Origin of the sequence: Streptomyces cyanogenus (assembly GCF_017526105.1) — a bacterium.
Classification (GTDB): domain Bacteria; phylum Actinomycetota; class Actinomycetes; order Streptomycetales; family Streptomycetaceae; genus Streptomyces; species Streptomyces cyanogenus.
In genome coordinates this window covers 5,270,438-5,283,408 of the sequence record NZ_CP071839.1, presented here as the reverse complement: position 1 = coordinate 5,283,408, position 12,971 = coordinate 5,270,438, and the positions used below count along the sequence as shown (strand labels likewise).

General features: G+C 75.5%; 8 protein-coding genes. 1 reads left to right on the top strand and 7 read right to left on the bottom strand.

All coding sequences use genetic code 11. From position 1 onward, the window contains the following. Positions 1-34: 34 nt before the first annotated feature. From S1361_RS23900 to S1361_RS23890, 3 genes are all read right to left on the bottom strand, one after another. Positions 35-1,648 carry a succinic semialdehyde dehydrogenase gene (locus tag S1361_RS23900; protein WP_208033819.1) on the bottom strand — a complete coding sequence of 538 codons (1,614 nt, stop codon included), beginning with the start codon at positions 1,646-1,648 and terminating at the stop codon, positions 35-37. Positions 1,649-1,785: 137 nt separating this feature from the next. Beyond that, positions 1,786-2,754, bottom strand: coding sequence for a serine/threonine-protein kinase (locus tag S1361_RS39905; RefSeq protein WP_208033818.1), 969 nt, complete (start codon positions 2,752-2,754; stop codon positions 1,786-1,788). A gap of 79 nt (positions 2,755-2,833) precedes the next feature. Next, positions 2,834-3,736 (bottom strand): MBL fold metallo-hydrolase, encoded by a 903-nt coding sequence (locus S1361_RS23890; RefSeq protein WP_208033817.1) that lies wholly within the window; start codon positions 3,734-3,736, stop codon positions 2,834-2,836. 71 nt (positions 3,737-3,807) lie between these two features. Between S1361_RS23890 and S1361_RS23885 the strand changes: the two genes are divergently transcribed. After that, positions 3,808-4,719 carry an AraC family transcriptional regulator gene (locus S1361_RS23885; protein WP_208033816.1) on the top strand — a complete coding sequence of 304 codons (912 nt, stop codon included), beginning with the start codon at positions 3,808-3,810 and terminating at the stop codon, positions 4,717-4,719. Here the strand turns inward: S1361_RS23885 and S1361_RS23880 are convergent. From S1361_RS23880 to S1361_RS23865, 4 genes are all read right to left on the bottom strand, one after another. Beyond that, positions 4,706-6,310 carry a serine/threonine-protein kinase gene (locus tag S1361_RS23880; protein WP_208033815.1) on the bottom strand — a complete coding sequence of 535 codons (1,605 nt, stop codon included), beginning with the start codon at positions 6,308-6,310 and terminating at the stop codon, positions 4,706-4,708. The two genes, S1361_RS23885 and S1361_RS23880, sit on opposite strands and share 14 nt — an antisense overlap. A 53-nt stretch (positions 6,311-6,363) precedes the next feature. Further along, positions 6,364-8,061 carry a protein kinase domain-containing protein gene (locus S1361_RS23875; protein ID WP_208033814.1) on the bottom strand — a complete coding sequence of 566 codons (1,698 nt, stop codon included), beginning with the start codon at positions 8,059-8,061 and terminating at the stop codon, positions 6,364-6,366. 109 nt (positions 8,062-8,170) lie between these two features. Further along, entirely contained in the window at positions 8,171-10,084 is a 1,914-nt protein-coding gene (locus tag S1361_RS23870) for a serine/threonine-protein kinase (RefSeq protein ID WP_208033813.1), read from the bottom strand. Positions 10,085-10,246: 162 nt separating this feature from the next. Then, a complete protein-coding gene (locus S1361_RS23865; protein ID WP_208033812.1) occupies positions 10,247-12,856 on the bottom strand; it encodes a protein kinase in 2,610 nt (869 codons plus the stop codon). Between the last annotated feature and the right edge of the window lie 115 nt (positions 12,857-12,971).

Here is a 12,971-nt window from a genome sequence, read left to right as displayed (position 1 = left end):
CTCGTCGAGAACGGGTGTTTGCGAACTGATGCCTCTAGCGGAACCGGAAGGCCTTCATCAGCTTCAGGCTCGTACTCATGAAGCGGGCGTAGGACTCGTCGTCCATCCCCAGCGAGGGCGCCATCGGCAGCAGCCGCTGCTGGGCCACCGTCTGGGCCTCGGTGTACTTGAGGATGCCCTCGGAGCCGTGGCGGCGGCCGAGGCCGGAGTCCTTCATGCCGCCCATCGGGGACTGGGCGCTGCCGTAGGCGGGCGCGTAGCCCTCGTTGACGTTGACCGTACCGGTGCGCAGGCGGGCGGCGACGTCCCGGCCGCGGCGGGCGTTCGTCGTCCACACGGAGGCGTTGAGGCCGTAGGGCGTGGCGTTGGCCCGTTCGACGGCCTCGTCGTCGCTCGTGAAGCGGTAGACCGAGACGACCGGGCCGAAGGTCTCCTCCTCGCAGACGGCCATGGAGGGCTCGACGCCGTCGAGGATGGTGGGCTCGAAGAAGTAGGGGCCGATGTCGGGGCGGGCCACGCCGCCCGTGACCACCTTCGCGCCCTTGGCGACGGCTTCCCGCACATGCCGTTCGACGGTCTCCAGCTGGCGCTCGCCGACCAGCGAGCCCATGTCGGCGCCGTAGGCGAGGGAGGTGCCGAGCCGCATGGCCCTGGTGCGGGCGGCGAACCGCTCCAGGAAGGCGTCGGCGACCGACTCGTGGACGTAGAGCCGCTCGATGGAGATGCACAGCTGGCCGGCGGAGGAGAAGCAGGCCCGTACGGCGCCGGCGGCGGCCTTCTCGATGTCGGCGTCGTCCAGCACCAGCATGGCGTTCTTGCCGCCGAGTTCCAGGGAGACACCGACCAGGCGGGCGGCGGCGCCGACGGCGACCTCGCGGCCGGTGCGGGTGGAGCCGGTGAAGGAGACGTAGTCGGCGTGCTTGACCAGCTCCGGGCCGACGACCGGGCCCTCGCCGAGGACGACCTGGAACACACCGTCGGGCAGCCCGGCCTCGATCAGCAGGTCACGGGCCCACAGCGCGGTGAGGCAGGTCTCGGTGTCCGGCTTCATCACGACGGCGTTGCCGGCGGCGAAGGCGGGCAGGGCGTCGCCGACGGACAGCTCCAGCGGGTAGTTCCAGGGGGCGATCTGGCCCACGACCCCGCGCGGGTGGCGCAGTTCGGTGACCTTCGTCAGGGTCGGCATGGCGCCGGCGTGCCGCTTGGGCTTGAGATACGCGGCGGCCCGGCGGCCGTAGTGGCGCGCCGCGACGGCGACGGCCTGGACCTCCTCGTGCGCGTGCAGACGGGCCTTGCCGGTCTCCAGCTGGACCAGGTCCAGGACCTCGGCCTGCCGCTCCAGCAGCAGGTCGTGGAAGCGGAGCAGCACGGCGGCCCGCTGCCGGACCGGGACCTTCGCCCATACGGCCTGGGCGGCGCGGGCCGCCTCGAAGGCGTTGCCGACGTCCTCGGGGGTGGACTCGGGCAGGTCGGCCAGCTTCTCGCCGGTGAACGGGGTGTGGTTGGCGGTCCGGCCGGAGCCGACGACGCCCTTGGTGAGCTGCGCCACCAACTCCGGGGTGACCACGTCGGCGGCGGTGCGGGCGCCTTCCGGGGCGGGCGCGAGCGGGTTGGTACCGGCGATGTCCGGGGCCTGCGTGTCCGTCATGACGCGCAGGGTATGCCGCGGCGGGGGCTTTGTGTACCCGTCGGTAACGGGGATTCACGGACCGCTCACACACTGCCAGTGATCACTGGCAGAGAACGCGCTGATCAGGGCGTTGAGGGGGCAGGCAGCGGGAACGATCAGTCGGCTTCGCTTTTTCTCGCGAGGAGCAGGCCGAGCGCGGCCAGGGGGGTGCGGCGGGACGCCGGAGCGGGCGGCGCGGCGGCGGGGGCCTCGGGGGCGGTACCTGCGGACACGGGGTCGGGGGTGGCCGACTCGGGGGCGGTGCCCGCGGACACGGGGTCGGCCGGGGCAGGGGCGGTGCCCGCGGGCGCAGGGCCGGGGCCGGCCGGCGGTTGCGGTACGGCGGTGAGGCCCAGGTAGGCGCGGAGTGCGGCCTCGGCCTCCGCCGCGTCCGGTCGCGCCGCCGGCTCGTCGGCCTGCAGCCGGTCCAGCAGCGGGCCCAGCGGGCCGGGGTCCGTGCCCCCCAGGGCCGCCCGCAGCAGCGCGCCCAGGGACCACAGGTCACTCGCCGGGCCGGCGCCGGGACCGGCCGCCCGCTCGGGAGCGGCGAAACCGGCGGGCGCGTCCGGCGCGTGCCCTCCGCAGATACCGAAGTCGGTGACGACGACCCGCCCGGTGCCGGACTCCAGCAGGACGTTGGCCGGCTTGACGTCCCGGTGCACGATGCCGACGGCGTGGGCGGCGCGCAGCGCGCCGAGCACCGCGAGCCCGATGCGCGCGGCCTCGGCGGGCGGAAGCGATCCCCGCCGCAGCACCTCGCGCAGGGACTCACCGGGCACCAGCTCCATGACGATCCAGGGGATTCCGGCCTCGGTGACGACGTCGTACACCGTCACCGCCGAGGGGTGCCGCACCCGGGTGGCGGCCCGGGCCTCGTGGTGCAGCCGGTGCGCGAGCCGCCCGACGATCTCGTCGGCGGCCGGATCGCCCGGCAGCAGCGGCTCCTTGACGGCGACCTCCCCCTGCCCCTGCTCGTCCCGGGCACGCCACACGATCCCGGCCGGCCCGGCGCCGAGGCGTCCGGCCAGCCGGTAACGGCCGCCGATCAGACGTGCGCCGGGCGGGTGTTCGCCGTCTTCGGTCATGCCCCATGAGTACCGCGCGCGGCGGGCCGTTGTCGAAGCGGGGGCTCGCGAAGCGGGGCCGGCGGACGGGGGCGGGCGGTCAGGCGGCCCACCGGTGCAGGCTGAAGCCGTGCGCGGCCTCCCGCACCTCCACCGCCCCGGCCCCGCCGAAGTGCGCCGGCACCACCAACGCCCGTTCCCGCGCCGCCCGTTGCAGGACCCGCTGCCGAGTCCGCGCCGCCTGCCCCGGGTCGAGGCAGAAGCAGCTGCTGCACTCGGGCCGCAGGATCTGCACCGGGCTGTGCAGCATGTCGCCGACGAACACGGCGCGTTCGCCGCGGGACTCGACCCGCAGGACGGCGGAGCCCGGCGTGTGCCCGGGGGCGGACTCCAGCACGAGGTGCTCGTCGACGCGGTACGTGTCCTCCCACACCACCGCCTGCCCGGACCGGTGCACGGGCGCGACGCTGTCCTCGTAGACCAGCCGGTCCACGGGCCGCGCGCCGCCCCCGTAGCCGCCCGCCGGGCCGAAGTGGCGGTCGTCGGCGGCCGGGAGGAGATAACGGGCGCCCGGGAAGGACGGCACCCACTCACCGCCGGCGTCCAGGGTGTTCCAGCCGACGTGGTCGGCGTGCAGATGCGTGTTGATCACGACGTCGACGTCCTCCGGCCGGATGCCCGCACGCTGCAGCCGGGCCAGGAAGTCGCCCTGCCGCCGGTGGAAGAGCGGGTTGCCGGGGCGGTCGCGGCCGTTGCCGACCCCGGTGTCGACCAGCACGGTCCGTCCGCCGGTACGCAGCACCCAGGTCTGTAGCGTCACCACCGCCCGGTCCCCGCCCGCCTCCCGGTGGTCGGGGACGAGCTGCGCCGCATGGGCCTCCCACACCTCCGGCCCGCACCCCGGCACCAGGTCGGCGGCGGGCACGTAGGGCCCCTGCCACTCGACGATGCGGAGCACCTCGACGTCACCGATCTGGAAACCCTGCACGTGGTCATCAGTCATACCCATGACCCTAGGAGCCCGCGATGAGCGTTTCCATGCGCGACAGGCTCGTTCGCATACGCTGTCGTCTCATGGATGTGGTCAGTGATGCGATCGCGGCGGTACGGGTGGGCAGCCCCTCCTCGAACCGGCTGCGGGTGGCCGGTGCCTGGTGCGTCCGGCTGGCGCCGTACGAGGGCGCGGGCTTCCACGTGGTGCTGGGCGGCTCCTGCCTGCTCCTGCCGGACGGGGGCGGCGCGCCGGTCGCCCTCGGCCCGGGGGACGTGGTGCTGCTGCCGCACGGCGCCGGGCACGTGCTGGCGCACGCGGCGGCGGAGCCGGCGGAGGTCCGGCGGGCGGTGCCCTTCGAGGAGGTGCGGGACACGGCCGTACGGCCTCCCGGGCCCGGCCCCGAGGTGGAGCTGCTGTGCGGCAAGTACCGTCTCGACCGCAGCCGTACCCATCCGCTGATGGCGGAGCTGCCGCAGGTGGTGCATCTGCCCCACCGGGCGGGCGCCCACCCGGAACTGCGTGCGGCCGTCGACCTGTTGGCGCGCGAGCTGGCGGATCGCCGGCCCGGTGGCTGCCTCGCCCTGCCCAGCCTGCTGGACCTGCTCCTGGTCTACCTGGTCCGGGCGTGGATGGCCGAGGCGGAGACGGGGGCGTGGCCGGCGGTGCTGAACGACCCGGTGACGACGGCCGCGCTGCGCGCCGTGCACTCCGAACCGGCGGCGCCCTGGACGGCCGGACGGCTGGCCGCCGAGGCGGGCGTGTCCCGGGCCACGCTGGCGCGCCGCTTCACCGCGCTGGTCGGCCGGCCTCCGATGGCGTACCTCACCTGGTGGCGGCTGACGCTGGCGGCGACCCGGCTGCGCGAGACCGACGCGCCGCTCGCGACGGTGGCGCGGGAGACGGGGTACGGCAGCCCGTACGCCCTGTCGCACGCGTTCAGCCGGGAGTTCGGGATCACCCCGAGCGCCTATCGGGGGCTCAGGGCCTCCTGATCTCCAGGTTGGCGATCGCCGCCTTCGCCACCTCCCGGCCCCGGGCGGTGAAGTCGCCCTTGGCCGGGTAGCCGACGGCCAGTTCGTACATGTCGCCGGAGGTGCTGCGGTAGTAGAAGATGCTCAGTTCCCGGGGGCGTCTGTACTGGTCGGCGCCCGGGTAGGTGACGGTGTTCCGGGCGGCCTGCCGGCCGTGGTACGTGGCCTCCGCGTCCGGGACCGTCTTCGTGGCCTGGTTCATGCCCAGGCTGTAGTCGCCCTGGCTCTTGAACTTCTCGTTGTCGTCGTACATCTGGGCCCGCGCGCTGGACCTGATCCGGGCCAGGGAGTCGTCCGCCTTGCGGTCCAGGTGCAGCCGGACCCAGATGCTCCCGCTCCAGTCCCAGTACGTCACCCAGTTCCGGTCGCTGTCGTCCTTGCCGGGCCGGGCGACCTGGTAGCCCGCCGGGACGGCGAGCGTGACGCCGAGTCCGCCCTCCCGCTTCCTCGTCCAGCCGTCGGGCAGCGGCCCCGTGGAGGGACCGGCGAGCAGGAGGTACGCGGTGACCGCTACCGCGACCGCCACCGCACCGGCCGAGAGCCAGGCGATCCGGCCCCGGCGGCGGGAGCGGGGGGCGGCCGGGGGCGCCGTCGGGGCGGGGGGCGCCGGGGGCTCGGCCGCCCGCGTCAGCAGCGCGCGGACCCGGTCGGCGGACGGGCGGTGGGCGGGGTCCTTGTGGAGCAGCCCGCCGACGACCTCGGCCAGCGGGCCGGCGGCGGACGCGGACGGGGCCGGGACGGCGTTGAGGACGGACTGGAGTGTGGCCGGCGTGTTGCTGCGCCGGAACGGCGACACGCCCTCCGTCGCCGTGTACAGCACCACGCCCAGGGACCACAGGTCGCTCGCCGGGCCGGGCCGCTGCCCGAGCACCCGTTCCGGCGCGATGAACTCGGGCGAGCCGACGAAGCCGCCGGTGTCCGTCAGCCGCGGGTCGCCCTCGATCTGCGCGATGCCGAAGTCCGTGAGCACCACCCGGTCGTGCCGGCCGAGCAGGATGTTCTCGGGCTTGACGTCCCGGTGCAGGACGCCCGCCGCGTGCGCCGCCTCCAGCGCGCCGAGCACCTGGAGGCCGATCCGGGCCGCGTCGCGCGGGTCCAGCGTGCCGTCCCGCAGCACGCTGCCGAGGGTGCGGCCGTGGACCAGCTCCATCACGATCCAGGGGCGGCCGTCGACGACCGCGACGTCGTACACGTTCACCACGGCGGGGTGGTCGAGACGGGCCGCCGCGCGGGCCTCGCGGCGCATCCGCTCGAAGGCGTTGGCCCGTTCCCGTTCGGGGAGGTGGTCCGGTACCCGGGGCTCCTTGACGGCGACCTCACGGTCCATCATCTCGTCCTTGGCCCGCCACACGGTGCCCATGCCGCCGTGCCCCAGCTTGCCCAGCAGCCGGTAACGGCCCGCGACGAGCCGGCCGGTGCCCGGGTCCTCGGGAGGTTCCGCGGCCGGCCCGGGCTGCGGCTGGGGCTGCAAACCGGTCCGTGGCCGGGGCGGTTGCAGAACGAAGCTCGTCGTGTCGTCGGCCGCGTGGCCGGTTCCCCCGTCACTGCTCATGCGTCATCTCTACCGTGCCCCCGCCGCCCGCAGCCACCACGACGGCGAACCGGTCACACACCCGTGACCGAGAAGGTGCCGACCGCCACGTCGAAGTACTCCCGGGCCTCCCGCACCTTCCCGACCGGCGCCGACACCCACACGTCGTACAGCAGCCCGTTCTCCTCCCAGCACAGGTCGTAGGTGTGCCGCGGGCCCTCGGCCGCGCTGAAGCCGTCCCAGGTGAACTCCCAGAGCGCGGCCGGGTGTCCGTCGTGTGTGGTCCGGATGACCCGGCCGTCGTGGTAACCGGGGTTGGTGGAGGGGCCGTCGGCGGCGGCGCGGCTCATCGCCGCCTCCGGGCCGCCCGGCTGGGAGCCGCCGACCCGGACGCCCAGGCGGAAGGTCTGGCCCGGCGAGAGGTAGAAGACGCGCTGCCCCTGCGGACTGCGGGTGAAGTCCTCCGGTACGGCGAGGGAGAAGCCGGCCGGGTCCCGGGCCGTGCGGTACCCGGAGGGCGCGGTGTGCGAGTCGGCGCTGGGGGTGGGCGTCGGTGCCGGCCGGGTCCCGGTCGGCGTGGGCGACCCGGCCGTACCTCCCGTGCCGGTCCGGGTCGCCGGGGTCGTCGCCGTACCGCCCGGGGTGCCGCCGCCCCCGTCCCCGCCCCGGTGCAGCAGCAGCGCGGCGGCCGACACGCCGGCACCGGCCAGCGCGGCGACGAGCAGCGCCGCCACCAGGACCGCGCGCCGGGAGGACCGGGCCGGGGCCGCGTCCCCGGGTGTCCGGGCCGGGGCGGGCGGCTGCGGGGTGCCGTACGGCAGGTCCAGCTGGGTCGGCGAGTAGGGCGCCGGGGGCTTCGGCGTGCGGCCGGCGCCGATCCGGTGGATGAGCCCGCCGCCGTGCGCCCCCGTGGTGCTCCGGCCCGGCGCGTCCGGCGTCCGGCCGGTCTCCAGGTAGGTCCGCAGCATCCGCTCGGCGTCCGCCGCGCCCAGCCGCCGGTCCGGGTCCCGCTCCAACAGGCCCAGTACGACGGGCAGCAGCGGCTCGGCCTCGGCCGGCGGGCGGATGTCGTCGGTGACGACGGCGTGCAGGATGCCGCCGAGCGAGTCGCGCCGGAACGGCGACTCGCCGCTGAGCGCCGTGCACAGCAGCGCCCCCAGCGACCACAGGTCGGACTCCGGCCCGGTGCGCAGCCCGGACATCCGCTCCGGCGCGGTGTACTCGGGCGAGCCGACGAAGGAGCCGGTCTCGGTGAGCGTGGTGGCGCCCTCGACCTGCGCGATCCCGAAGTCGGTGAGGACGACCCGGTCGGTGCCGGACTCGATCAGGACGTTCGCGGGCTTGATGTCCCGGTGCAGCACCCCCGCCTCGTGCGCGGTGCGCACCGCGCTCAGCAGGGCGACCCCGATCCGCGCGGCCTCGGCGGCGTCCACCGGGCCGTGCCGGGCGACCCGTTCGGCGAGCGAGCCGCCGTCGATCAGCTCCATGACGAGGTACGGCCGTCCGTCCTGCTCGACCACGTCGTGCACGACGATGATGTGCGGGTGCCGCAACTGGCAGACCGCGCGGGCCTCGCGGAACGTACGGTCACGGCGGCGGCGCGCGTCGTCGTCCGGGAGCGCGTCGTCCGGGAGGAGTTCCTTGACCGCCACCTGGCGCCCCAGCACCTGGTCGCTCGCCCGCCACACGACGCCCATGCCGCCGCGCCCGATGCGTTCTTCCAGGCGGTAACGGCCCGCGATCAGCCGGAAGCCGGCTCCCTCGGTCCCCATGCGCCCCATCATGCCGCACGGGACGCCCGCCCTCCGGGGCACCGCCCGGCCAAGACACACCGCGCAGCCAGCCATTTTCGGCCGACTCGGGCGCGCCGGCCCGGCGGGCTCAGCCCTCGTCGGGCTGCTGCCAGCTGCGCAGCACCCAGGTGAACTGCTTGCTGGTCGTCGCCCAGTCACCGGCCGGCGAGGACATGTAGATCGCGTACTCGGTGCCCTCGCGCGAGAAGTACGTCTCCTCGACCGCGTGGCGCGGACCGTCCACGAACGGCTCGTCCTTCTTCAGCGCGGTCCAGGTGTACTCCCAGCGCGCGCCCTTGCGGTCGCGGTAGAGGTTCTCCTCCATCGTGACGCGCCGGTAGTCGACCAGCCGGTGGAGCTGCTGCTCCAGGTCCTTCTGGTGGCTGAGGGCGTCGGCGAAGTCGGATGAGCGGTCGATGGCGACGCGGACGAAGTGGAGGCCCTTGTCGGGCGTGTAGTCGATCTGTTTGAGGTCGCCGTCGTCGCTGTACACCCTGCGCTTCCAGCCCTTGGGCAGGGACAGGCTGAAGCCCAGCGGGTCGTGGTACGTCGTCCAGCCGGCCGGGTTCGCGCCGTCGGCGCCGGGCGTGTCGCTGTCGGCGGGCGCCGGCGCCGGGCTCGTACCGCCGCGGGACCCGCTGTCCGTGCCGCCCCACTGCTGGATCACCACCGCGCCGGCACCGCCGAGCACCGCCGCGAGGGCGACGACCAGCGCGAGCGTGCGCAGCCGGCGGCGGGGGCGGGCCCGTGCCGGCCCACGGGCCGCGGACGCGCCGTCCGCCGGTGCGACGGCCGTCGGACCGGTCACGGAACGGCCCCCGCCGGCACCGGCCGTCCCGGCGCGGTAGCCGGGACCGGCCGCCCCGGAGCCGTAGCCGGAGGCGGCGGACCCGGCGCCGTACCCGGCGGCCGCGGCACCCGAGCCGTGTTCCGGGGCCGAAGTCCCGGAGCGGGGGCCGTACTCGACGGCCGCCGTCCCGGAACCGGAGCCGTAGTTCCCGCCCGAGGAGCCCGAGCCGTAGCCGGCACCCGGCATCCCGCTCCCGGCGCCGTAGGCCCCGCCCGACGTGCCCCGGCCCTGGCCGGCGGCCGGGGTGTCGCCGGGGGCGGGCGTGCCCGGGCCCCGGCCGAGGGACGTGTGGACACCAGAGCTCTGGGTCGGGAGGAACGCCTGTGCGGCGCGCGGGCGGCGGCCCTCCGCCGCCTCGGCGAGCATCTGCTCGGTCTCCTCCGCGCCCGGCCGCCCGGCCGGATCCTTGCGCAGCAGCGCGGCGATGACCGGGGCGAGCGGGCCGGCGTGCCGCGGCTCGTCCATGTCCTCCTCGACCACCGCCTGCATGGTGCTCAGCGGCGAGGTGCGCCGGAACGGCGAGCGCCCTTCGACCGCCGTGTACAGCGTGGCGCCGAGCGCCCACAGGTCGGAGGCCGGCCCGGGATCGTGGCCGCGCACCCGTTCGGGCGCCAGGTAGTCGACCGAGCCGACCACCTCCCCGGTGCGGGTGATGGTGGTGTCGCCCTCGATCTGGGCGATGCCGAAGTCGGTGAGCAGGACCCGGCCGTCGTCGCCGAGCAGCACGTTGCCCGGCTTGACGTCCCGGTGCAGCACCCCGGCGGAGTGCGCGGCGCGCAGCGCCCGCAGCACCCACAGCCCGATCCGCGCGGTCTCCCGCGGCTCGACCCGGCCCCGCGCCTTGACCGCGTCGGCCAGCGAGGCGCCCTCGACCAGCTCCATCACGATCCACGGGCGGCCGTCGTGTTCCAGTACGTCGTGCACGGTGACGACGGCGGAGTGGTTGATGCGAGCGGCGGCCCGTGCCTCGGCCCGGGTCCGGGCGAGCAGGACGGCCTGGTCGCTGTCGGAGACGTAGAGCGCGGCGGTCAACTCCTTGATGGCGACCTTTCGGTGCAACACCTCGTCGTGGGCGCGCCACACCCGGCCCATGCCGCCGCTGCCGATGGAGTCGGCGAGCCGGTAGCGGCCCGCTATGAGCAGGCCCTGCATCTGATTCACGTTGCCCCGCAATGCTCTTGACAGGGTCAGACTAAGGACCGTACTGCCCGCAGGGAACCAGCGGGGTGCCAAGGAAACCGCACTGTGACGATGGTCATTTCCGCGCGAGAAGGGGAACCGGAACGACTCCGTCCCACCGCGTGTACGCGCTGCTCAACCGGTGTAGCGATACGTCGCGGTAGCCTGCTCGTACAGCCGTGTCACCTCGTCGCGCTCGGCTTCCGGGCCGCGCAGCTGGACGACGTGGTAACGGCCGTTCAGCAGCAGCGCCATGTTCCGCACGAACAGGTCCCGGCCCTGCCCGTCGGTCCAGGTGAACTGGCCCTCGGCCATGGTCCGTCCGCCCACCTCGATGGTCCGCAGACCGGTGGCCGTGGCCCAGCTGGAGTCGCGGTACGGCTGCAGTTCGCGTTCCTTGTCCCGCTGGTAGACCATCGGATCGCTGCCGTACCCGGACGTGCCGTCCCGGCCCGGTACGACGATCAGCTCGAAGTTCCCGTGCGCGTACACCACCTGGCCGCTGCCGTTCTTGGGGCTGCGGCCCCAGCCCTCGGCGACGGCCACCTGGAAGCCGTCCGGGTCCTTGCGCAGGGTGAAGCCGTCGGGGACGGAGGGGTCGCCGCCGGTCTGTGTCTCGGTCGCGGGCGCGGAGGCGTCGCCGCCCGGCGCGCTCGGTCCGCCGGACGGCTGCCCGGTGTGCGAGGGCGCGGTACTCCCCTGTCCGGCATGGCCCGTACGGTCGCCGCCCGCCGCGCCGCTCGCGCCCTGCTTCGGCATGAACAGCATCGCGTACGCGATCGCGCCGGCCAGCAGGAGCAGGATCAGCAGGAGGAGGATCCGGCCGAGGCTGCGCGGTGAACGGGCGCCCTCCCGGGCCCGCTTGTGCCGGCCGTGCGGATGGGCCGCGGGCAGTCCGGCGCGCCGCCGGCGCACCAGCTCGCCGCGGCGCCGCACGATCGGCAGCCGGCTCGGGTCGGCGGGCGGCACCGGCACGACACGGGTACCGGCGTCCGGCTCGGGCGCGGACCGCACCAGCGACCGCAGCCAGCCGCTCAGCTCCTCCACGTCCGGCCGCTCGGTGGGGTCCTGACGCAGCAGCGACTCCACGACCGGGCGCAGCGGACCGCACTCCTCGGCGAAGGCGGGCGGCTCGGAGCACACCAGCTGCACCAGCTCGGCCGTCGACTCCTCCGGGTACGGCGCATGCCCCTGCACGGCCCGGAACAGCAGGGCGCCCAGCGCCCACAGATCGGTGGCCGGGCCGATCGGCGCCGCCAGCTGCCAGTTCTCGTGCACGGGCCCGGCCTGCTCCGGCGCCCAGCGCTCGGTCACCGGTCCCACCACGGTCATCCGCACCTGCCGCGCCCGCTCGGCGGCGAGGGCGGTCCCGGGCCCGCGGCGTACGGCACCCGGCTCGTCCCACCGGCCGCCCGTCCGGGCGGGCACGGCGGGGTCGGCGCCCTGATGGCCGGCCCCGGACGCCGGCTCGGCACCCGGGGGCTGCCCCGGGCCGTGACCCTGGCCCGGGACGGAGACGTGTCCCGGCCGGGGATCCGCCGCGGGCAGCCCCGGCGGGCGCGCACCGCCGCCCAGGGCCGGGGGCGTGCCGCCGGCTCCGGTGCGCGGTGCCGCGCCGTGCCAGGGGGCACCGCGGACCCCGTAGGGGTCGGCTATCCGACCGGGCGGCACGGCGCTGCCCGCATCCGGGGCGTACGGGTACGACGAGGGCCCCTCCGCCGCCCCCGCGCCACTGCCGCCCTCGACGGACGGACGGGCCCCGGGCAGGGCGGCGCGCCCGCTCTGCTGGGCCTCGTGCACGCGGGAGGCCGCGCGGGCGCCCGCGCGGTACGCGGCGATGGCTCCGGCCCGGGCGGCGCGTATGTCGGCGCCGCTCTCCAGGGCCGGCTGCGCCGCCGGACCGGACACCCCGTGCGCGTCCGGGACCGGGAGCCCGCCGGCCGCCCGCGCCTGGATGGCGGCCCGCCGGGCGGCCTCGGGGTCGAGGTCCGCGGCCGGGTCGCCGGGCACCCCGGTGGCTGCCGTGCCGGGGCCGAAGCCCAGGGGGTCGTCGGCGGGGGCCGGCTCACCGCCGAACCCCTCCGCCACGCCCTCGTCCGGCGCCGGCACCGGGTCGTACCCGCACAGCGCTTCCTCCGCCGCGCCGGCCGCCAGACCGGTGAGCATCACGCGGCCGTCGTCGCAGACCAGGACGGTGCGGGCGGTGATGTTGCGGTGCACCCAGCCGTGGGCGTGCAGCACCCGGAGCGCCATGAGCACATCGGAGGCGACCTCGGCCGCCCGGTACGGCGACAGCGGCTGCTGGGCGAGCAGTGCCGCCAGCGGTCGCGCGGCCACCAGTTCGCTGACGATCCACAGCGACCCGCCCTCGGCGAACACGTCGAAGACCTGGTCCAGACGCGGGTGGTCGGGGATGCCGGCCGCGGCCTGCGCGGCCTCGACGGCGCGCCGCACCGCCGGATCGGCCGGCTGCCGGGTGGCGCTCCTGGCCTCGGGCGCCCGGCGGCCGCGCTGCCGTGCGGTGAACCCCTCGGGCAGCCCCTCCGCGTCGAGCACCTCGGCCTCGACGACCTCCGGCAACGGCACCTGCCGGACGAGGACTTCCTGACCGCTGTAGGTGTCGAAGGCGCGGGTCTCGGTGAGCTCGTACTCGTCGGACGGCGGCAGTGGCAGGCGGTAGCGGTCGGCGAGCACCCGACCCGCGTAGTCGTCCACTGTGCCTCCCCCGGCCGCCCGGTTGGTCATCTCCGATCGCCTCACGGTCCGTTTCGCACACGCATGCGGCTGCGTACGGTCCGCGATCCTTCACGATACGTGCCGCAGGCAACCCGCATTGAGAGGATGACGGATTCTCACGCAC

Coding starts and splice junctions, on each gene's coding strand:
- S1361_RS23900 (WP_208033819.1), bottom strand. CDS start 1,648: ATGACGGACACGCAGGCCCCGGACATCGCCGGTACCAACCCGCTCGCG.
- S1361_RS39905 (WP_208033818.1), bottom strand. CDS start 2,754: ATGACCGAAGACGGCGAACACCCGCCCGGCGCACGTCTGATCGGCGGC.
- S1361_RS23890 (WP_208033817.1), bottom strand. CDS start 3,736: ATGACTGATGACCACGTGCAGGGTTTCCAGATCGGTGACGTCGAGGTG.
- S1361_RS23885 (WP_208033816.1), top strand. CDS start 3,808: ATGGATGTGGTCAGTGATGCGATCGCGGCGGTACGGGTGGGCAGCCCC.
- S1361_RS23880 (WP_208033815.1), bottom strand. CDS start 6,310: ATGAGCAGTGACGGGGGAACCGGCCACGCGGCCGACGACACGACGAGC.
- S1361_RS23875 (WP_208033814.1), bottom strand. CDS start 8,061: ATGGGGACCGAGGGAGCCGGCTTCCGGCTGATCGCGGGCCGTTACCGC.
- S1361_RS23870 (WP_208033813.1), bottom strand. CDS start 10,084: ATGCAGGGCCTGCTCATAGCGGGCCGCTACCGGCTCGCCGACTCCATC.
- S1361_RS23865 (WP_208033812.1), bottom strand. CDS start 12,856: ATGACCAACCGGGCGGCCGGGGGAGGCACAGTGGACGACTACGCGGGT.